Genomic DNA, 21,454 nt, shown 5'->3' with positions numbered 1-21,454 from the left:
GAGCTAAGCGAGGCAGGGGGGATCAGGTGAGATTGGGCAAGCGTACAGCAATTACATGGCATTCATTTTCTTACTGGTGGGGGCGCAGATCTCTACAGAGCCGCTTGATTGGCGCCTATGTATTTATTATCCTGGGACCGTGTCTGATGGTATCCTATTATTCTTACCGGGCTATCAATAACACGTATGTCCGGGATGCGGTGGAGAAGAACAGCTACTTACTGGAAATGGAGAAGCTGCACATCCTCAACCAGATTGAAGCGATGGAGCGTGCAGCTCAAATGGCTTTTGAAGATAGAGATGTTAAAAGCTATCTGGCCAATGAGCGTGAACCTGATGTCGGAGAGCTTGTCGATTTTAATACAAACGCTTACATTAATTTGATGCGCATTCAGTTTAACAATCCTAACATCGAGCATTTACGCCTCTACTCACAGAGTCCAAGTGTGCATGAAATTTGGCCGATGATCTACCGGGAAGAGCGTGTGATCTCTGAACCTTGGTTCCAGAAGGGCATGCGAGGCAAAGGGCAAGAGGTATGGGCATTTCAAAACACGGATTCAGAGCCAATGCAGAGCTATATCGGGCTGACGCCAAAGAATACACCGAAGATTTCCCTGCTGCGGGAAATGAGCATTCCGGCGGGCCATCATATCGGGATGGTTCAGGTGGATATGCTGCTGGAGCGATTCACGCCCAAGACGTACACCAAAGTGCAGGACAGTCAATCCCAGATGTTCCTTGTCGATAATGAAATGCAGTTATTTACACGAACAGACCATTCCTTTTTGCCGGGCAATCCCAATATGACTAAAGCTATTGCAGACCGTACCCGGAAGTACCAGGAGACGGGGGAATGGGATATTCACTATGAAGAGAACGGTAAAAACTATCTGCTGATTAACACCCCGCTGGATCTCATTCCTGCTTCATTGGTGAATGTCGTGTCCATGGAGGGCGTTATGAGCGATATTTCCCATACACGTAATCTGATTATCGGTGCCAATATAGGCTTCATCGTCCTGGTCACTGTGATTGCCAATGTGCTGAATGCTTTTATATTGAAGAATCTGCGGCGGCTGACGGAAGCGATGAAGAAAGTGCGCAGAGGCGAAGCTTATAGCGGAATTACCATCCGTGGCGGCGGAGAAGTGGGCGAACTCGCGCACCATTTCTCGAAGTTGATGAATACCATCAACACGCTGGTAGCTCAGGCGGTGCAGAAGCAGGCGCTGTCTAAGGAAGCTGAACTTCGCACACTGCATAACCAGATCGACGCTCATTTTCTTTACAATACACTGGAGAATATTAAAATGCTCGCCGAAATCGAGAATCAGCGGACGATCTCTGACGCGTTGACCTCGCTCGGGGGCATGATGCGCTATAACTTTAAATGGTGCGGTGAGTATGTGAAGCTGCGCGATGAAATCCGCCATATTGAAAATTACATTGATGTTATGAATATCCGTTTTGAACACCCCATTGAGTTAGTCCTGAATATTGCGCCCGCCTATCTGGAGCTAGAGGTGCTGAAAATGTCGCTGCAGCCTATCGTGGAGAACAGTGTCAAGCATGCCTGGCCCGGAGGAGATACGGAAACCGCCTCCCGAAAGATTCACATTGAGGTAGAGGAAGCGGATAGCGATATCTTCATTTCGATCCGTGACAATGGTATCGGGCTTACTCCAGAGAGGCTGGCCTCGTTAAATGATGCGATTTTTAATACCAAGGAGCCGGATATTGAGCTGGCCGGACCGGGAAAAGGCAGCCGTCAGGCCGGCGGGATCGGTCTGCGTAATGTCTACCAACGCCTGCAGCTGTTCTATGGTGAATCGTATGGACTTGAAGTACAGAGCAAGACAGGGGAGTGGACAATGGTATCCATGTGTCTGCCGAAAGTTCTATTAACGGGGGAAAACAACTATGATGAAGCTTCTAATCGTGGATGACGAGAAGAATATAAGATATGGGCTGAAAATCATGATTGAACGGGAATATCCGTCCATGTATACGATAACGATGGCTGGAAACGGCGAAGAGGCGCTCGCGTATTACGAGGCTGAGGGGGCCGACATTGTAATTACTGATATCCGCATGCCCGTCATGGACGGCATTGCCCTGCTGGAGCAGCTGTCCGCACAGAACCGGGTGGGGGAAGGTCCCGCACTGGTTATCCTTAGCGGTTATGATGATTTTGAATATGCTAAAAGTGCCATACGTTATCGGGTGAAGGACTATCTGCTTAAGCCGATTCGCCGTGATGAGCTGTTCGGTATTCTGGAGCGTATCCAGAAGGAACGTGACGAGCGGGAGAACAATGTCCGTCTGCAGGAAGAGAAAGCAGCATGTCTTCGCCAAGAGCTACGCGCAAGTAGGCTACGTGGATTGCTAATTCATGAGGAATTACAGCCTAATAGGGAGCAGGCGGAGGAGCTGGTCAGCCTGTCCCTGCCTTTTACCGTTGGGGTTCTGAGTTATTATTACAATGACGGTACAAGGATGAAGCCCGCTGAGATTCAGGGACTAACGGAGCGCCTGTCTGGACCGCTGGAGAAGAAGTATCCGGAAATATTAACAGACTGGGAAGGTAAACTGGTGCTGATCGGTAGGAGCAAGAAGGATTTCATGGAGTTGTCGCGGCAGGCCGAAGCCAGAGAACTGAAGGGACTGCTGATTGGTGTGAGTAGCCTGGGGCGAGAGGGGATGGACATCCGCCGCTGCTATCAAGAAGCTTGCCGGGCGCTACAGTACACCTTCCTGTATCCCCAAGTGAACTTGATTGATTATGAGAATATCAAAGAAGAGCGTTTGAGTTTCCCCAAACCGGATCAGGAGCTTCACAAGCTGCTTAACATGCTCGGTACAGACCGTGAGAAGGAGCTGAAGTCTCTTCTGGCTGCTATTTTTCAAGTAGAACAGATCAAACAGCTCGATCTGGCGTATCTGGAAATGGTGGGGCGTAGGATCAACGAACGCGTGTTGGACGAAGTCTTTCGGGTGCATGGCGAGGCCTCGATGGAGGTGCTAAAACTGTACCGGTCTGTAGGGAGTATGTACAATTTCCGGCATTTTCACGACTATTATCGAACGCTAGAACATTTGCTCCTCTGCGTGAACGAATATATTATTGGAGTAAGGACCGCCCACACCGAGCATAAGGATATGAAGGAGGCGCTGGCTTATATTGAAGCTAATTACAGCCGTCCGCTGAATATGGCTATGGTCAGTAATCACGTTTCTCTGAATTATTCCTATTTCAGCGAAGCTTTCAAGGCATACACCGGTGAGAACTTTATTATATATCTGAAAAAAGTACGCATTCGTCACGCCAAAATACTGCTATCCGAGGATTCTGGCAGGCTGGCCTACATCGGGGAGGCTGTCGGTTTCGAGAATAGTAAGCAGTTCGCGCGGGTCTTCAAGGAACTTGAAGGCATCTCTCCCGGTGAATACAGAAGCAAAGCTCTACAGGAAATGTATTACGCTCAGGAGGAACGGGAGTCCTAGTCTGCTGATGCCGCTCGGCGGCTCTCTTTGCCAGGGGCGTGGCGGGTTTAGTCGCATAGATGTGGAGGGATTTGAGGGTGGAAATGATTCAGGGCGATCTAATTACAGTAGAGACATTGGCGGAGGACTTCCGCCGCCTGGGGGTGCATGAAGGAATGACGCTGGTTATGCACTCTTCGTTTAAATCGCTTGGAGAGTGGGTAGCAGGTGGGCCTGTTGCTGTTATTTTGGCGCTTGAAGAGGTATTGGGGGAAGAGGGTACGTTAGTTATGCCTACGCATTCGAGTGATTTATCCGATCCTTCCGGATGGTCACGGCCCCCGGTTCCTGAGGCCTGGTGGGCTTCAATCCGGGAAAAGATGCCTGCGTATGATCCGGATATGACTCTGCTAAGTGGGATGGGGATCATACCGGATACCTTCCGTAAGCAAAAGGGTGTCAAGCGCAGTGGTCACCCCATTCATTCGTTCGCAGCATGGGGTAAACATAGGGATCGGATCATAGATGGGCATGATCTGGACTTCGGGTTGGGAGAACATTCTCCTCTGGCCCGCATTTATGATCTGAACGGAAGCGTTCTGTTGTTAGGGGTGGAGAACCTCAACAACACCTCACTGCATCTGGCGGAATGCCGGGCGTCTTTTCCAGGCAAACAGGAAATCGTCAGTGGAGCGCCAATGATGGTAGACGGGAATAGGCAGTGGGTGGAGTTCAAGGAGCTAGACTGGGAATCTGAGGATTTCACGACCCTGGGTGAGCAATTCCAGCAGGATACAGGCCGAATTGCTTTAGGCCAGGTTGCAGCGGCTCCGGCTAAGCTGATCCCTCAGCGTGAGATCGTGGATTATGCGGTAAGCTGGATGGAACGGAACCGTACATAAGGAGGAACGGCAATGGGTACAACAACAATTTATTTGACCCGGCACGGGCAGACGGAGTGGAATGTGCAGCACCGCATGCAAGGTCATAAAGATTCGGCGCTGACACCGCTCGGTGTCCAGCAGGCAGAGTGGTTGCAACGGGGTCTGGCCACCGAACGAATAGATGCTGTCTACGCAAGCCCGAGCCCGAGGGCTTGGCGGACGGCAGAGATCATTATCGGGGAGCGGAATATTCCGCTCCAGTCTGCCGAAGAATTCATGGAGATCGGGATGGGCATATGGGAAGGCTGTGACTCCACAGAGCTTGAGGTCATCCACCCGGATCAGTACGAATATTTCTGGAAGGACCCTGCCAAATTCAAGGTGAAGGGCAGCGAGACCTTTGCAGAAGTACAGGAACGGGCACTGGACAGGCTTGCCGCGATCGTAGATGCCCATCAGGGTGAAGCTGTACTGATCGTCACCCATACGGTGGTGATCAAACTGTTAATGGCATACTTCGAGGGTAGACCCCTTCCTAAGCTGTGGGATCTCCCGTATATCCATCCTACCTGCCTAAGCCGGATTGATTTTACAGGGGACATTCCGGAAATCGTGCTGCATGGAGATATCAGCCATTACGAATCTAATGCTGACGAAGTAAAATCCTGACAGATTACTTTATACCATATCATTGAACTATTACTTATAGAGTTGTTGATCAAAAGGAGATGCTCCGTTATGCCGGAACATCTCCTTTATTCGTTGTTAGATGTTGTTTTTGCCTCTGTTTCGCCTCCAGATCTGACAGATCTCCGTTAATTCCTTTTAGAACAGGTAGTAGCATTGCTACTCCTGAACACAGGATAGGAATCAGACCAGCGGCCAGGAAAAGAATAGGCAGACCGTAAGCATGTGCTATTGCTGCTCCGCCCATAGCACCGACTGGTTGCAGGCTGCCGCCAATCAAAAAGCGGATCGAGTTGACCCGCCCCTGCAAATGGGACGGAACCAGGCGCCCATGTAAGGAAGAACTTAGCGAACTGAAGAAGGGGGCTGCCACTCCGGTGATGAACTGAGCCGCCAGCACCAAGGGATAACTCGAAGCAAATCCTATTAATGTCGTAGAGAGGCCGATAACCATGAGGCTTGATAGCATGACCGTCTGCCTTTGTTTGATTTCTCCAAGGAATGAAATCATGGTTAGCCCGACTAAGGTACCCAGTGCAAAAACTGTAGTCAGAGCACCTATAGCGACGGCATCCCTATTCAGCACATCTCTTACAAAGGGAATGATCATCGTCCAGACAGCAATATTGCACATATTACTGATTGCCACCATGCACATGATCGCCAGCATGGCTGGAAAGTTCTTATAGAAAGAGAAGCCTTCTGTAATCTCCCGGATGTAGCGGGCCAAGGATAAATTGCTCCCGTTCTTTGCAGGTGTCTGCATCTTGGGCAGCCATAGTAAAGTAACGATGGCCCCCGTGTAGCAGACGGCGTAAACACCCATGGCCGGCAGCGCTCCGGCGGCGGCTGTCAGAGCGCCGGCCATGGCAGGGCCCAGCAAGGCAGCTGCGTTCTTGAAGCCGTCAATTACGGCAAACGCACGCACTAGCTTGCGAGTGTCCGCCACGTCGGGCACGACAGCCATCGCTGTTGGCATAAAGAGGGCGGCACATGCACCGCTGAGTCCGGCTGCAAGAAACAGATGCCACAGCTGAAGCTGTCCGGCCAGACCCATCGTCAGCGGCACCAGTATGGCCAGCAAACGCACTGCTGCCAGGCCGGCCATAAATCGGCTGCGGTGCAGCCGATCAGACAACGGTGAACCGATGAGCCGGAGGATGAACTCGGGAATGCTGGAGCTGAGCGCTAAGGCACCCATGGCCAGCTTGGAGCCGGTCAAATCATAGACCAGCCACTCCATCGCCAGCAGCCCGAAGGTATCGCCCAGGGAACTGAGCGATATTGTGGCCAGCAAACCGTAGTAACCGCGTTTTAACATGTGATTCCTCCCTAAAGCTTGGGTTCTCCCTAATGTGCCTTTCCCATCAGCTCTTCATGTAATCGCCGATTTGCCGGGGCAGATCGTCCAGTGCCTCCAGGCGCAGGCTATAGTCTGTAGTCTTATTGTTATAGTGCACGATAACAAGTCCTGCCGCTCGAAGGGTGATGAGATGGTAGTGGATCGTGCTTTTGGATAAGCCGACCTCCCGAACGATCTCGGTGAACGTAAGCTGCTTCCCTGTCAGCAAGCGAAGGATGCAGAGTCTTGTTTCATCCGACAGCGCATGTGTTAGCCGCAGCAGTTCTGCGGGCGGCCGGCCTTCTCCGGGCGGAAGAACATCGCAGGAATAGCTGGTGAAAATAACCTCATCATAAATAGCACTGGTCACGAGTGGACGTGTATGATACTGGGGAATGATCACAACTTGCTTCAGAAGATCCGTAGGATACAGCCGCATGCCTTGTGTAGCCTGCTCATAGACCTCCATACTGTTATCTTTGTTCAACATTTCGCGCCTGTACTCGGCTTCGCGCTCAAGGCCCTCAATGATAGCCTGGTTGATGCCGCTGAAGTAATGGGTGTTCCAAACCCGTAAAGCCTCAGAGGCTAGGTCGCGTAGTTCTGGAAGATTAGGAGGAACGCTGAGGTTATACCGGGCAGCGATCTCATAGAGCTCCCCTGAGGAGAGGGCGTCCAGCCAATCCAGGAAGCTGGTAACAGAACGATCACCTGGACAGTTCCAGATATAAGGATAGAGATTGGACTCATCCGTTGCATCCATGGCTTCTCGCATCTTTTGTAGCTGCGCAGGTGATAAGTGCTGCTGAACTTCCCGAACCCAGAGCTTTCCTGAATCCATGACCGCATGACTCTGCTTGCGGAGAAACGCGTTAAAGCTATTCACACATTCATAAATGGGTGCAAAATCTACTTCCACGGTGTAGTTGATAGGGGGCATAGGTTCACTTGTCCTCTCAGAGTTAATTGATATTGATTAGTTAGGTTAAATGCGATCATTGAATATGTTCTATAAATATAGAACTTAATATAGGTTTCATTATAATAGAACAATTTTGAAAATTCAATCCCCGTTTTACCATGGAAATAGCGGTTGTGTTGCAGGCCTGACCTGATGCAGGCTCCGTTCTATGCAAAATAATAAGAGGGACCCGGACGAAAATTTCGCCCAGGTCCCTCTTTATTGATGCTTTACGATCTGTGGTTTAATGATGGATCGACTTGAAGTCTAGTTGATGAAGTGAAGTGACTTCAGAGTCTTCTCCAGCATAGTTACGGCCTCCGCACGGGTTGCCGCTTTTTGTGGAGCGAAAGCTCCGTCAGGTGTTCCCTGGATGATGCCAGCGGCCGCAATTTCTGCTACGGCTTCGCGGGACCAGGCCGGAATACCGGCTGCATCGCTGAACTTGGCCAGTACAGCAGGGTCCGCATTCAGAGTAGCGCCTGTATACTTGATGGCTTTAGCCAATACAGCTGCCATTTCCTGACGGGAAATCTGACTGTCCGGACGGAAAGTCCCATCTGTATAACCAGAGATCAGGCCAGCTGCAGAAGCTGTCTGGATAGCGCCCGCATACCACTTGGACGAGCTGACATCGCTGAACGTTGTTCCGCCGCTAACAGTTTCCAGGCCCAGTGCCCGTGTGATCAATGCTGCGAATTCAGCACGGCTGACCGATTGTGAAGGGGAGAAGGTAGTGCTGCTCGTTCCGCTCACAATCTGTTTGGAAGCCAGCAGATCAATAGATGACTTCGCCCAGTGTCCGGCAGTATCTCCGAACGACTTGCTGGATTGGATCACAGTATAAATGCTGTTGCTGTTGCGTGTAATTGTTACTTCTGTTGTTCCGTCTGCTTTGGCTGTAAAGACGGATGGCACGAAGATTAACTGTCCGCTAGCTTGGTCGAAGACCACTGCTGTAGCGTTCTGTGCATTCAAAGCGCCTGGAACTGTGATTGTCCGCTTAACATAGGTGCTGCCAAAGCTGTTTACTGGAACATTCTTCGTTCCGGCTTGGGCTGTGACGCTGAATTCAATCACAGGTCCGGCAAGGGTAATGGAGCCTTGTTGTGCCGCAGCACTGTTAACACTGCTCAGCGTAACAGAGTCAGCTGGTGTCATAGAGACAGTAACTGTAAAGTCACTTGTACCCAATTGATTAGCAAGTGCAGCTCCTTTGATGATGCTTACAGGCATGGAATAGGAAGTGCTGCCTGCAGTAAAGGTCAGAATAGTATTCGGTTGAGCAGCTGCCTGAGCAACAATAACGCTGCCTGGAAGCACGATTTGTGCGCCACCTGCAGAAGCAGTGACCGGGATGACCAGTTCATTGCTGCCAGCTGGCAATTTAGCCAATTGTGCAGTCAGCTCAGATGGTGTAATGGTCGTCACCTGTTGCGTTGCCGCTGGAGATGGCGCTGCTGTAGGTGAAGTTGTTGCACTTGCTGTTGCTGTTGGTGCTGGAGTGGATCCCGATCCTCCAGATGGACTCGTTGGCACCGGCGTTGGTGACGGTGTTGGTGAAGTCTCAGGTGTAGGTACAGCACCTTTCAGGTCTTTAATCCGTCCCTCAAGAGCGATGTTCACATCACCAATTTGTTTCAGATAATCTGTGAATACTTCATAGTCTGGCAGATATAGCTCATAATAGCGTCCGTCTGCCTTAGCTTTCGCCAGGGAGCGATAGAAGTCACCGCCGCCTGCCATGAAGGAATTCGTGGACAGGATATAGTAACCTTTTGGATCAATAGCAACGTAGCTTCCATCTGCTTGTTTGATCTCTACAGATACCATCCGTTCCCCTTTTTGCTCCAGTACATTGGTGGTCGGGTTAATGATTTCCGGTTTCTTGGATGAATCATAGGTGTACTTCATACCGGATACTTGTGCAAAACGTCCTTGGTCACTTTCCAGTCCGCTCACACCGTTTTCCAGGGATTCAATAATTTCTTGTCCCGTTACTTTCAGGGCTACCAGACTGTTGGAGAATGGCATTACTGTCAGTACATCGCCGAGAGAAATATTACCTTTGTTGATACCAGCGCGGATACCGCCGCCATTTTGAATTGAGACAAAACCTTTGATAGTAGCCAGATCATCAGAAGACAACAGCTTGGTAACCAATTCCTTGGACTTGCTGTTCACGCCGTCTGCGATCAGATTCCCGATAGCTGTCTCTTCCTTACGTACGACACGAGTCGATTTGCCATCGATTTCGCGGTTCACACTTAGCTCTACATTCGTTTTGCCCACCTGGGTGCCACGAATTTCTGTCAGCTCTTTATCATATTTCTCAAGCATAGACTTAGCTGTTGCATCGTCTGCAAATTTGTTGACATCCAGCAGCTTGCCTTTGTAGGAAGTGATAACACCCTTGTCGTTGAAATTAACATCCAACTCACCAAGGTTTTGTCCATACTCGCCGGTTTGCAGAATCAGTGTTGGCTCGGTGTCCTTGTTCTTGATGACAGGTGCATCCAGCTTCGTATGCGAGTGACCGCCGACGATAACGTCGATGCCTGGTACTTGTACAGCCAGTTGCTCATCCACAGTGTAGCCCAGGTGGGAGAGAGCAATGATTTTGTTAATGCCTTGATCTTGCAGCATTTTTACAGTGTTAGCTGCGCTGGTTTTGTAGTCCAGGAAGGCGATGTTGTCGCCTGGCGAAGCCAGTCCAACGGTGTCTTCAGTAGTGAGACCAAAGATTCCGACTTTCTGCCCGTTAACTTCTTTAATGATGGCAGGGTAGATGTGGCCATTTTGAACGGAAGCGTTCAGTCCGCCGATCTCATTCTTGAAGTTGCCCTTCAGCTCATTGTCTTTAGTTGTAAAGTCAATGTTGGAGCTGACAATTGGGAAGTTCGCCTTATCTACAAAGGTCTTCAGTGTTGGCAAGCCTTTGTCGAACTCGTGGTTCCCGAAGGTCATGGCATCGTAACCGATGTAGTTCATGAACTCCAGGTCAGCAAGTCCTTCGAATTTCGTAAAGTACAAAGTACCGGAGAATACATCACCTGCATCTAGCAGGATAGAGTTGTCGGTACGTTCTTGCTTGATTGCTGTCATCCGTTTCACAACAGTCTCAAGGTGACTGTGGGTGTCGTTCGTGTGCAGGATGCGCAGCGGGAATTCTTTGCCTGGTGCTTGCGAGCCTTTCAGATCGGTAATCCGGCCCTCAAGCTCCATATTCACCTCGCCAATCTTTCCTAAATATTCCGTGAATACTTCAAAGTCTGGCAGATAGAGTTCATAGTAACGTCCATCGGCCTTAGCTTTCGCCAGGGAGCGATAGAAGTCACCGCCGCCCGCCATGAAGGAGTTCGTGGACAGGATATAGTAGCCTTTAGGATCAATAGCAACGTAGCTTCCGTCTGCTTGCTTGATCTCTACGGATACCATCCGTTCCCCTTTTTGCTCCAGGACGTTGGTGGTTGGGTTGATGATCTCCGGTTTCTTCTTGGAGTCATAGGTATATTTCATACCAGATACTTGTGCAAAACGTCCTTGGTCACTTTCCAGTCCGCTTACACCGTTCTCCAAGGATTCAATAATCTCTTGACCTGTTACTTTAAGCGCTACGAGACTGTTGGAGAATGGCATTACGGAAAGTACATCCCCAAGGAAGATGTCGCCTTTCTTAATCGGTACGCGGATGCCGCCACCGTTTTGAATCGAGACGAAACCTTTGATCGTGGCTTGCTCTTCTGGAGATAATAGCTTGGAGACCAATTCCTTGGACTTGCTATTCACACCATCTGCGATCAGGTTTCCGATTACTGTTTCTTCTTGGCGTACAACACGTACGGATTTACCATCGATGATGCGGTTGGTGTCCAGTTCCACGTTCGTTTTACCAACCTTGGTTTTGCGTACTTCTTCTAATTTGGCGTCGTAATCCTTAAGCATTTCCTTGGCTTTCGCATCATCAGCAAATTTGCTAACATCCAGCAGCTTGCCTTTGTAGGAAGTAATAACACCCTTGTCGTTGAAATTAACATCCAACTCACCAAGGTTTTGACCATACTCTCCGGTCTGTACGATCAGGGTTGGCTCGCTGTCCTTGTTCGTGATGACAGGTGCATCCAGCTTCGTATGCGAGTGGCCGCCGACGATTACGTCGATGCCTGGTACTTGTACAGCCAGTTTCTCATCCACAGTGTAGCCAAGGTGGGAGAGAGCAATGATTTTGTTAATGCCTTGATCTTGCAGCATCTTCACAGTGTTAGCTGCGCTGGTCTTGTAGTCCAGGAAGGCGATGTTGTCGCCTGGCGAAGCCAGTCCAACGGTGTCTTCAGTAGTTAGACCGAAAATACCGACTTTCTGTCCGTTAACTTCTTTAATAATAGCAGGGTAGATGTGGCCATTTTGAACGGAAGCGTTCAATCCGCCGATCTCATTCTTAAAGTTGCCCTTTAGTTCATTGTTCTTCGTTGTAAAGTCGATGTTGGAGCTGACAAATGGGAATTTCGCTTCATCGATGAAATTCTTCAGTGTCGGCAAGCCTTTGTCGAACTCGTGGTTCCCGAAGGTCATGGCGTCGTAACCGATGTAGTTCATGAACTCCAGATCGGCAAGTCCTTCGAACTTCGTAAAGTATAAAGTACCGGAGAATACATCACCTGCATCCAGCAAGATAGAGTTGTCGGTACGTTCTTGCTTGATCGCTGTCATCCGCTTCACCACTGTCTCAAGGTGACTGTGCGTATCGTTCGTGTGCAGGATGCGCAGCGGGAAATCTTTCTCTGGTGCCGGTGAAGGTGTTGGTGCTGGTGTTTCTGTTGGTATTTCTGTTGGCTTAGGTGATGGCACAGCACCTTTTTGATCCGTAATGCGTCCTTCCAGACCCATGTTCACATCACCATGTTGTTTCAGGTAATCTGTGAACACTTCATAGTCCGGCAGATACAGCTCATAGTAACGTCCGTCTGCCTTGGCTTTCGCCAGGGAGCGATAGAAGTCACCGCCGCCCGCCATGAAGGAGTTCGTGGACAGGATATAGTAGCCTTTAGGGTCAATAGCAGCGTAGCTTCCGTCTGCTTGCTTGATCTCTACGGATACCATCCGCTCCCCTTTTTGCTCCAGGACGTTGGTGGTTGGGTTGATGATCTCCGGTTTCTTCTTGGAGTCATAGGTATACTTCATGCCGGATACTTGTGCGAAACGTCCTTGGTCACTCTCCAGTCCGCTTACACCATTCTCCAGCGATTCAATAATTTCTTGTCCTGTTACTTTCAGGGCTACCAGACTGTTGGAGAATGGCATTACTGTCAGCACATCTCCTAGAGTGATGGTGCCTTTGTTGATCCCTGCGCGGATACCGCCGCCGTTTTGGATCGAGACGAAACCTTTGATAGTGCTAAGTTCAGTAGGAGAGAGCAGCTTGGAGACCAATTCCTTGGATTTGCTGTTCACGCCGTCTGCAATCAGGTTACCAATAGCCGTTTCTTCCTGGCGTACGACACGTACGGATTTACCGTCGATAACGCGATTGACGCTCAGTTCCACATTGGTATTGCCGACCTTGGTGTTACGGATCTCTGTCAGTTCAGCGTCGTACTTGGCAAGCATAGTCTTAGCTGTTGCATCATCAGCAAATTTGCTAACATCGAGCAGCTTGCCTTGGTATGAAGTAATAACACCCTTGTCGTTGAATTTAACATCCAATTCGCCAAGGTTTTGTCCATACTCGCCGGTTTGCAGAATCAGGGTTGGCTCGGTGTCCTTGTTCTTGATGACAGGTGCATCCAGCTTCGTATGCGAGTGACCGCCGACGATTACGTCGATGCCTGGTACTTGTACAGCCAGTTTCTCATCCACAGTGTAGCCCAGGTGGGAGAGAGCAATGATTTTGTTAATGCCTTGATCTTGCAGCATCTTCACAGTGTTAGCTGCGCTGGTCTTGTAGTCCAGGAAGGCGATGTTGTCGCCTGGCGAAGCCAGTCCAACGGTGTCTTCAGTAGTTAGACCGAAGATGCCGACTTTCTGTCCGTTAACTTCTTTAATAATGGCAGGATAGATGTGACTATTTTCAATAGAAGAGTTCAGTCCGCCAATTTCATTCTTGAAATTGCCCTTCAGTTCATTGTCTTTGGTTGTAAAGTCAATGTTGGAGCTGACAAATGGGAAGTTCGCCTTATCTATGAATTTCTTCAGTGTAGGCAAGCCATTGTCGAATTCATGATTACCGAAGGTCATGGCATCGTAACCGATGTAGTTCATGAACTCCAGATCGGCAAGTCCTTCGAACTTCGTATAGTACAGGGTACCGGAGAATACATCACCAGCATCAAGCAAGAGGGTGTTTGGAGTCCGTTCTTGTTTGATGGCAGTCATGCGTTTCACAACTGTCTCAAGGTGACTGTGCGTATCGTTGGTGTGCAGGATGCGCAGCGGGAAATCTCCTGTAGCTTTTACATCAATCTGAGCCATTACAGCATCATGATCGGATACACGTCCTCTGGAGGATGGGAAATCAGCGTTCAGGTGAATAACATCCACATCAGCAGAAGCTGTCAGTTTTTTGCTGACCAGAATATGGTCAAGGACTTGAGAGTTACCGTCATAAGTATACGTATACTGCTCATTCAAAGGCAGTTTGTCGATCAGATTATCCAGTTCGTCGCCTTTCAGAATCGTCGCAGTCGGCGTGAATTGGAAATCGTTTAGGTCGCCAAGTGCTACGATGTTGGCATCAGGATTGGCTGTCAGTACTTGCTTGACGAAGCCATTCACAACAGCCGCGATCTTGTGGCGTTGAGTTTCACTGGACAATACCGGAGGTTGAGTGCTGCCGAAAGGAGCAGTGTCTCCACCTTTGGAGTTGAAGTGGTTGGCAATAACAATGACTTTCTCACCGCGGAAGATAAATTGTGCTGCGAGCGGTTTACGCGAGCTTGTAAATGCTTCGTTGGTTGGATCGATCCGGCCAGGGTTGTAGGTCAGCTTATCGGCTGCTTTATCGTAACCTACCGATTGTGTAGAGGTACCCTTTTGACCATTAACACTGTCTGCCAGCTCTACGCGTTCCGGGTTGTACAAGAAGCCTACGCGGATGTTACCGCCTGGAGCTCCTCCGTCTTTCTTATCCTGTGGAGCAATATCAATGTACTTGTATACTGGACCGCCTGCAGCCTGAATGGCTTGAATAAGCGGAGTGGCGTTGGCTTCAACCGTTCCATTGTCGGTTTCGCCATTGCTGTCTTGCATTTCAACAACGCCGATAATATCCGGCTTTTTCATGTTGGCTGTGATGGATTCGGCGAGTTTTTTGGTCTTGGCATCGCCTACACCCGGGTAATAGTTCTCGATATTGTAGGAAGCGATCAAGAGCTTGTCCGCATTAACCTCAATCGTCGATGTCTCTTGCTTGAACGGGCTTGTGGTGATGGAAGGCAGCTTGCCATACTCCGGAATCACCTTAAAGTTGCCGTTGTTGTAGCCGATTACGCCGGTAATGTCACCGTTGAAAGTATCTCCAGTGCCGACTTCTTGGCCGGGATTGCTATAAGCGATCAGGAGGCGCTGCGGGTTGTAATTCTTGTATTCTGTCAGCGCAAGGCCGCCTGCTGGCGTAATAGCATCTTCAGTTCCGTTATCAATTCTTGTTGCGATGTTGTACACCTGGGAAGTACCGTTACCACTTGTCCAATAAGGACTGAGGATGGTTGGTGAAGGAAGCTTCACCAGCATGCCTTCCAGGGATTCATAAAAATCGATGGCATCCTTATCGGATTGGAACTCAGTTCTGTTGTCGAGCACGGATGTAGGAATGACACGTCCACCCTTACCGAGCACGACTGGTTCAGGGAAAGATACACCTGTTTTAGGCAGTTGTTTGAAGTCTGTCAGAGTAATTTGTGTAGAAGTCAGGTTTGTGCTGCTTCCTTCATTATATTCGGATACTACACCTGTTACGGCTACAAAGTCTCCAACAGCAGGCTTCTTGCTTGCGTTTGTGCTATAAACAAAAATCCCTTCAGAAGTATTCGGATTGTTGTCTGGCTTCGGATCTTGGATAAAGAATCCTTTGTATGAGCCGTTCGCAAAAGTATATCCATATTGGGTAACAATACCTTCTATATCCGTGACGGTCTGTCCGTCAAATTCGGACTTGTGGGTCTCGCCCTGAATATCATGGATACGCGGAGCTTCAGAAGGTGTGTAAGCAAAAGTGTAAACCTTGCTTGTCTGACCTCCAGCCACGGCAATGGCTTTAATAGTAACGTTTTGGTTGACCACAATCGGGGCTGTATACTTGGTGCTTGCCGCTGTTGGGTCTGTTCCGTTGGTTGTGTAGAAAATCTCTGCGCCAGCCGCTGGACTGGAGAGAGTTACCTTACTGCCAGTAATGATGCGGCCTGCGCCTGGGCTGGCCATAACGGAAAGAGTTTCTTCAACCAGTGCGTTCTCATTCAGCGGAATGAACTGGTAGGTCGTATTAAATTGCTTAATTACACCTGTAATGCGTTCAAAAGTTTTCCCGCTAGTTCCAGGATCAAGCTTGGACAACGGAGAATAAATTGTGAATTCTTGATCGCCTTGTTTTGCGGTTACTGTGCTTCCGGCTTTTTTAACGATAGTGACATTTTCCATCGTTACAAGTTGAGCTTCAAGTTTCTCGCCGTTAGCTGTGCTCAAATCAGCTGCAGTTATCAATTTTGGAGCAGGTACGCCTACATTGGGCGTAATGACTTTCTGAGACAAGCCAGCTTGCGGCTTGATTTCTTGCAGACCGTTATAAATTTCCATCACACCGGAGGCTTCAACTTCATCTCCAATGTTAGCAAATGCCGGGAAACCATAGAGAACGATCCCTGCATCTCCATCCTGTATGTACATTTCAGCGCCGTCGATATGCGTCACGATGCCTTTTGTCCACACATTTTGCCCTTTTTCCATAACTCTTGTAGCAGGAATGGTACTTTGGTAGAGCACCGAGTAAACAAAATTAGCGACAGGACTGTCAGCCAAACCAGGGGCCGAAGCAAAAGCGTTAATTCCTGTATCAGCAATTAATTGAATCGGCTGATCGAAGAGCTGATAGTCTCTTGTACCGCCGTTGCCATACACGGCAGCATAGACAGACGCTCCTACAGTAGGAGAGCTAAGGGAGATTGAAGTCCCTACAGGCCATGCATTCGGAGCCGGTGAGGCCACGACAGGAGCTGCCGCAGTTGGCGCTTCCGGCGCTTGTCCGTAGCTGCTGTTGCGCGGGCTTGGTGACTCCACTGTGAAGTCGTTGAGGTTATTGTCAGTATCCAGTCCGCGGTTATCAACAGGGCCTAAGGTATGCGCCTTGCGGATCGCGGATGTGGAATTGGTTAGAGCTGGGGCAGGTTTGCCCTCGAAATCACTGGCTGTTGGGCCATAACTTATCAGGTCCAGTCTTTCGCCGGAGCCGTTAACGAGGTCAACTTTTCCGCCTGTTCCACTCATTGCTATTTCGCCAATGATATCTGGTATAGGTAGACTTGCAGCGTTGTTGGTGCCTGCAGCTTCCTGAATAAGATAATATCCGTTCGCAGGAATGGTTCCTTTTAACTCAGTAGTATTTGAAAAAGCACCCGTTAGGCTGGCATAGCGAACTTTCCAACCACTCAAATCTACTGAGGAATTCGTAGGATTGTATAATTCAATGAAGTCATTTTTATACGGTGCTCCACCGTTTCCTCCGCCGCCATAAACCTGCGATATGACCACCGCATTATTATCCGGCGCTGCTTGGGCGGTATGGACAGCAGGGAATACATTGCCGACCGTAATCAGCATCGCTAGCCCTGCTGCGAGCCATTTCCTTACCCTTTTAGAGATAACCATTTGTTTAAATCTACCCCTCTCAAGAACTAAATTTGACAACCTATACAATCCTACCATTTGATTGTTAAATGAAAGGTTGCCTCACATCAATATATATTAATTTAATGTTAATTTGAACGGATTTATAATAAATTTATAGTTAATAAACTTAAAATAAAGAGAAAGTACCATGAAAATTATAATACATTGGTTAATTATATGTATTATGCACTATTGATTTCATCTTTTTCTTGATTTGTGTAAAATGCATGTTAAATATACTTGTATCTTCATGTTAGATATATCTTTAGGACTAGATGTTCCTATTAATATGCCCACAGGTAAGCAGACAGCACTAAAAGGCAGCGGGAATCCGCTGCCTTTAGGAGTGACTCTATCTATTTTTTTCAAAAGGTGACTCTTCGAAATTACTAGCCTTCTTTGGCGTTAGAGATTGAGTTTGGTTTGCCCATCCATATATTTGCGCAAGGCCTGGGGAATATAGATGCTGCCATCCTCTTGTTGATGGTTCTCCAGGAGTGGAATCAGAATCCGCGGCGTAGCCACGGCAGTGTTGTTCAAAGTATGGCAATACTGTAGTCGTCCATCGTAATCCCGATAGCGAATGCCCGACCGCCGAGCCTGGAAATCCAGCAGATTGGAGGCCGAATGGGTCTCTCCGTATGCGCCTCTGCTAGGCATCCAGGTCTCGATATCGTACTGCTTATGCGTCTTTAGGGCCATATCCCCAGTACAGACGGCAACTACTCTGTAAGGCAGTTCCAGCAGCTCAAGAATATATTCGGCATTGGCCGTAATTTCCTGAAGAAGGCTCTCCGATACGCCCTCATCTTTCCGGCAAAGAATAACCTGCTCAATCTTCGAGAACTGATGCACCCGGTACAGTCCGCGTACATCCCGTCCCGCTGAGCCGACCTCGCGCCGGAAGCAGGCCGACATGCCGGCTAGGCGAAGGGGGTTATCCAATTCTACAATCTCGTCGCTGTATAGCGAGACGAGCGAGACCTCCGAGGTTCCGGCGAGCCAGCGATTTTCCCCGTTCAGCTCATAGGTCTGGTCCATACCGCCAGGGAAAAAGCCGGTGCGCTGTAGTGTCTCCGGACGAACTATCACTGGCACATCCATAACGGTGAAGCCGCGCTCGGTCAATACATCCAGCGCGAGCCGCTGTACTGCAAGGTGCAGGTAGAGTCCGGCTCCCTTAAGCACATAGCTGCGCGGTCCACCGGCCTTGACACCTCGCGGGATATCCAGAATATCATGCATTTCACCGAGTTCTACATGATCACGCGGCGTGAAATCGAATTCCGGCGGTGTCCCGACTCGGCGCAGCTCGACATTATCGCTATCATCACGTCCTACGGGCGTATCCAGCGATACAGGGTTCGGGGCGAGCAGCATCAGCTCGCTACAGCGCTGCTCAGCTTCGGCCAGACTGGCCTCCAGCCCCGTTAGCGCGCTATTGATCTCGCGCACACGTTCCTTAGCGGCCTCTCCGGCAGGGCGGTCGCCCTCTCGTAGCCGTTGCTCCACCTCTTTGGTCAGCACATTGCGCTTCGCCCGCAGCTGTTCCGTCTCCTGAAGCAGGCTGCGCCGCTTATCCTCCCATGCCAGCAATTCATCCAGTGGAAATACCACATTCTTCTGCGTTGCCGTGTTTCTGAGAGTCTCCGTGTTGTCCTTGATCCAATTCATATCCAGCATACCGTTTCGCTCCTTTTGTCTTATAAAAACACAAAAAACGCCCTCATCCATGGGACGAGGAGCGTCAGCTCGCGGTGCCACCCAGGTTGACCGAATCACCCTATAGCATGATGAATTCGATCCTCTTTGGTCTTCGCGGTAACGGGCGAAACCCGGTAAACTTAGGGAACACATAGAATTGCTCCGGTCGCAGACGCCTCACGGTTGGATGCCGGTCATTGGCCTGATCTCAATTTAATATTGTTGCTTAGTATAACGTAAGAAAGAAATCAACGCAAGGGGGAGCGACTTCACGTTTATGTTTGACAAAAATCCGCTCCCTTTGTTACGATTAGATTTAATTTAAAGTATTTTAGTCGGAATAAACAGCGCAAGCTGATAAACAGAACAGAAGAGGTGGAGAAGTTGGCTAAAATTGTTGTCATTAACGGAACGCCATCCCTGGTATCACGCATCAATGCAGTCATCGAATATGCTGAGGCGGATCTGGTCCGTCGCGGTTTTGAGGTTGACCGTATTAATGTAGCGGAGCTGCCAGCGGAGGATTTGATTCATACCAAGTTTGAGAGCGAAGCCATCGTTAAAGCGAATGGCCTGGTCGCGGAAGCGGATGCCGTAATCGTAGTCAGCCCGGTATACAAAGCCTCTTACACAGGCGTGCTGAAGACTTTCCTGGATCTGGTTCCACAAAAAGGGCTAGCCGGCAAAGTCGTGCTTCCGCTCTTTATGGGCGGCAGTCTGGCGCATTTATTGTCTATTGACTACGCGCTGAAGCCTGTGCTATCCGTACTGGGTGCACGTTACATCCTGGGCGGCGTATACGCTGTGGACTCCCAGGTCGTTCGTAACGATCAGGGCCAAGTGAACGTCGCCGAGGAATTGCAGCTGCGTCTGAATGCTGCTCTGGAAGAGCTTGCTGAGGAAACCGAGCATCGTGTTGCCCGGGGAGTTAATGCCTAAGAGGGTAGCAATTATTCCGCTATCATAATATGAATGAAAGAAGCGTCTCTTCCGCACCGTTAGGGTGGGAGAGACGCTTTTTATGTAATGGCATCAGAAATAATCAATATAATGCAGCCCATTTGTGATTAAAGGGTATTACCTCAACCGTTCTCATCGTCAACCTCCTTGATACACTCATTTATTCCTAAATAAACAAGCACAAGAGCGGCTTCATTTTAACAGATCTATAAAAGAAAAAGCAGAACCGCACTAGACGGTCTGCTTATTTTTATCTTACAAATCATCAAATCCGTTATCGTCGCCTACCTTGCCGTAGTTGCGGGACTTGGCTTCGAAGAAGTCGGTTTTGGTCGCGTTCAGTGCGTCATCAGAGAAAGGCTTGATCCAAGGCATGCAGTTCACATCTACACCTTCATAAGCTTTTTCCATACCCATCAGGGTTAGGCGCTTGTTCGCAATGTACTTGATGTAGTCGCCGAGTTCGTTCAGGTCAATGCCTTCTACATTCGAGAGGGTGTAATGAGCCCAGTTGGTCTCCAGTTCCACCGCACGGTCAAAAGTACGATAAACATAATCCATATTTTCCTTGGTGTTCAGCTCCGGGAAATCGGCCAGCAACTGCTTGAATACTTCAGCGAAGAAGTAGCAGTGCTGATTCTCGTCACGTTGGATATAAGAGATCATCTGGCTGGTCGCCATCATCTTCTGGTCACGGGCCAGATTATAGAAGAAGGCAAAGGTGCTGTAGAAGAAGACCCCTTCGAGAATGAGATCGGCTACGAGCGCACGGAAGAAAGTGTCCTTGGACGGCTCATCGCGGAATGCTTGATAGATTTCGGAGATGAACTGATTGCGTTCCAATAGCACAGGATCTTTTTTCCAATATTCGAAAATTTCCTTCTGCTCGCCCTCCGACACGATGGAAGAAAGGACGTAGGAATAGGACTGGTTGTGTACAACCTCCTGCTGTCCAATAATGGCGGAGATTGCCTCCAGCGAGGAATCGGTTAAATACCGCTTCACATCACCTACATACATCGTTTGCATGGAATCCAGCACGGCCAGCAGGGCGATGTTGATTTTGAATACACGCTGCTCCTCAGGGTCCAGGTTCGGGAATTGTTGAGCATCCTTGGACATTGGAATTTCATCGGCGATCCAGTGGTTCAGCAGCAGCACCTTGTACAGTTTGTACATGTGGGGCATGCGGATATCGTTCCAGTTCAGAATCCCGGAGCATTCACCTTCGATGATGCGTGTGGATTGGTTGGGTGCTTCGGTGTTGAATATTTTTTGCAATTGCATTTATTTTTCCCTCCATTTTTTGCGCGTTTAAACTAAGCAGATCGTTTTAAAATCCGAAGCCTTAAAAGTCACTTCGAGCAATGTTTGAATTTCCAGTCACTGTAGACAGCCTACGTTGCGAGCTTTCCTACGGAAAGCTTTCAGGCGAACGCTATGCTCCTACAGTTCCAAACGTTCCTCTCCGTGACTACGGCTGTGTAATTAACGGCATTTTTGTACCTTAAAATTACTGTACTACCGGGGTTAGTGGTAATTAAGGGCAATTTT

At 49.2% G+C, this 21,454-nt stretch carries 10 protein-coding genes; 5 read left to right on the top strand and 5 right to left on the bottom strand.

What is annotated here, in order from left to right; all coding sequences use genetic code 11:
• Positions 1 to 26: 26 nt before the first annotated feature.
• From ACFVU8_RS24490 to ACFVU8_RS24475, 4 genes are all read left to right on the top strand, one after another.
• The gene (locus ACFVU8_RS24490) at positions 27 to 1,949 is read left to right on the top strand and encodes a cache domain-containing sensor histidine kinase (RefSeq protein WP_387430754.1); all 1,923 of its coding nucleotides are present in this window, start codon (positions 27 to 29) and stop codon (positions 1,947 to 1,949) included.
• Positions 1,924 to 3,507 (top strand): response regulator, encoded by a 1,584-nt coding sequence (locus ACFVU8_RS24485; protein ID WP_387430752.1) that lies wholly within the window; start codon positions 1,924 to 1,926, stop codon positions 3,505 to 3,507. The genes ACFVU8_RS24490 and ACFVU8_RS24485 overlap by 26 nt, the downstream gene beginning before the upstream one ends.
• Positions 3,508 to 3,584: 77 nt before the next feature.
• The gene (locus ACFVU8_RS24480; protein WP_387430750.1) at positions 3,585 to 4,388 is read left to right on the top strand and encodes an AAC(3) family N-acetyltransferase; all 804 of its coding nucleotides are present in this window, start codon (positions 3,585 to 3,587) and stop codon (positions 4,386 to 4,388) included.
• A gap of 12 nt (positions 4,389 to 4,400) precedes the next feature.
• Positions 4,401 to 5,039 (top strand): histidine phosphatase family protein, encoded by a 639-nt coding sequence (locus ACFVU8_RS24475; RefSeq protein ID WP_387430748.1) that lies wholly within the window; start codon positions 4,401 to 4,403, stop codon positions 5,037 to 5,039.
• A 67-nt stretch (positions 5,040 to 5,106) separates the two neighbouring features.
• On the opposite strand, the gene ACFVU8_RS24470 is transcribed toward ACFVU8_RS24475, so the two are convergent.
• The 4 genes from ACFVU8_RS24470 to serS all read right to left on the bottom strand — a co-directional run bounded on the left by ACFVU8_RS24470 (position 5,107) and on the right by serS (position 18,919).
• The gene (locus ACFVU8_RS24470) at positions 5,107 to 6,378 is read right to left on the bottom strand and encodes an MFS transporter (protein WP_387430746.1); all 1,272 of its coding nucleotides are present in this window, start codon (positions 6,376 to 6,378) and stop codon (positions 5,107 to 5,109) included.
• Positions 6,379 to 6,424: 46 nt separating this feature from the next.
• Complete coding sequence (locus tag ACFVU8_RS24465; protein WP_387430744.1) at positions 6,425 to 7,339, bottom strand: ArsR/SmtB family transcription factor; 915 nt, start codon at positions 7,337 to 7,339, stop codon at positions 6,425 to 6,427.
• Between the two features lie 288 nt (positions 7,340 to 7,627).
• The gene (locus ACFVU8_RS24460) at positions 7,628 to 17,215 is read right to left on the bottom strand and encodes a 5'-nucleotidase C-terminal domain-containing protein (RefSeq protein WP_387430742.1); all 9,588 of its coding nucleotides are present in this window, start codon (positions 17,213 to 17,215) and stop codon (positions 7,628 to 7,630) included.
• A 426-nt stretch (positions 17,216 to 17,641) separates the two neighbouring features.
• Positions 17,642 to 18,919, bottom strand: coding sequence for a serine--tRNA ligase (serS, locus tag ACFVU8_RS24455; protein ID WP_387430740.1), 1,278 nt, complete (start codon positions 18,917 to 18,919; stop codon positions 17,642 to 17,644).
• 405 nt (positions 18,920 to 19,324) lie between these two features.
• Here serS and ssuE point away from each other — a divergent pair, with 405 nt between their 5' ends.
• The gene (ssuE, locus tag ACFVU8_RS24450) at positions 19,325 to 19,879 is read left to right on the top strand and encodes an NADPH-dependent FMN reductase (RefSeq protein WP_387430738.1); all 555 of its coding nucleotides are present in this window, start codon (positions 19,325 to 19,327) and stop codon (positions 19,877 to 19,879) included.
• A 276-nt stretch (positions 19,880 to 20,155) separates the two neighbouring features.
• On the opposite strand, the gene ACFVU8_RS24445 is transcribed toward ssuE, so the two are convergent.
• Entirely contained in the window at positions 20,156 to 21,187 is a 1,032-nt protein-coding gene (locus ACFVU8_RS24445; RefSeq protein WP_175370827.1) for a ribonucleotide-diphosphate reductase subunit beta, read from the bottom strand.
• Positions 21,188 to 21,454 lie beyond the last annotated feature (267 nt).

Origin of the sequence: Paenibacillus sp. NPDC058177 (genome assembly GCF_042883835.1) — a bacterium.
GTDB classification, from domain to species: domain Bacteria; phylum Bacillota; class Bacilli; order Paenibacillales; family Paenibacillaceae; genus Paenibacillus_AQ; species Paenibacillus_AQ agri.
Note: the sequence above shows the minus strand (reverse complement) of the source record. Positions and strands in the feature narration are given on the sequence as shown.

Bases quoted from the DNA above. Each gene is read 5' to 3' on its own strand.
- ACFVU8_RS24485 (WP_387430752.1), top strand. From the start codon at position 1,924: ATGATGAAGCTTCTAATCGTGGATGACGAGAAGAATATAAGATATGGG.
- ACFVU8_RS24475 (WP_387430748.1), top strand. From the start codon at position 4,401: ATGGGTACAACAACAATTTATTTGACCCGGCACGGGCAGACGGAGTGG.
- ACFVU8_RS24470 (WP_387430746.1), bottom strand. From the start codon at position 6,378: ATGTTAAAACGCGGTTACTACGGTTTGCTGGCCACAATATCGCTCAGT.
- ACFVU8_RS24465 (WP_387430744.1), bottom strand. From the start codon at position 7,339: ATGCCCCCTATCAACTACACCGTGGAAGTAGATTTTGCACCCATTTAT.
- ACFVU8_RS24460 (WP_387430742.1), bottom strand. From the start codon at position 17,215: ATGGTTATCTCTAAAAGGGTAAGGAAATGGCTCGCAGCAGGGCTAGCG.
- serS (WP_387430740.1), bottom strand. From the start codon at position 18,919: ATGCTGGATATGAATTGGATCAAGGACAACACGGAGACTCTCAGAAAC.
- ACFVU8_RS24445 (WP_175370827.1), bottom strand. From the start codon at position 21,187: ATGCAATTGCAAAAAATATTCAACACCGAAGCACCCAACCAATCCACA.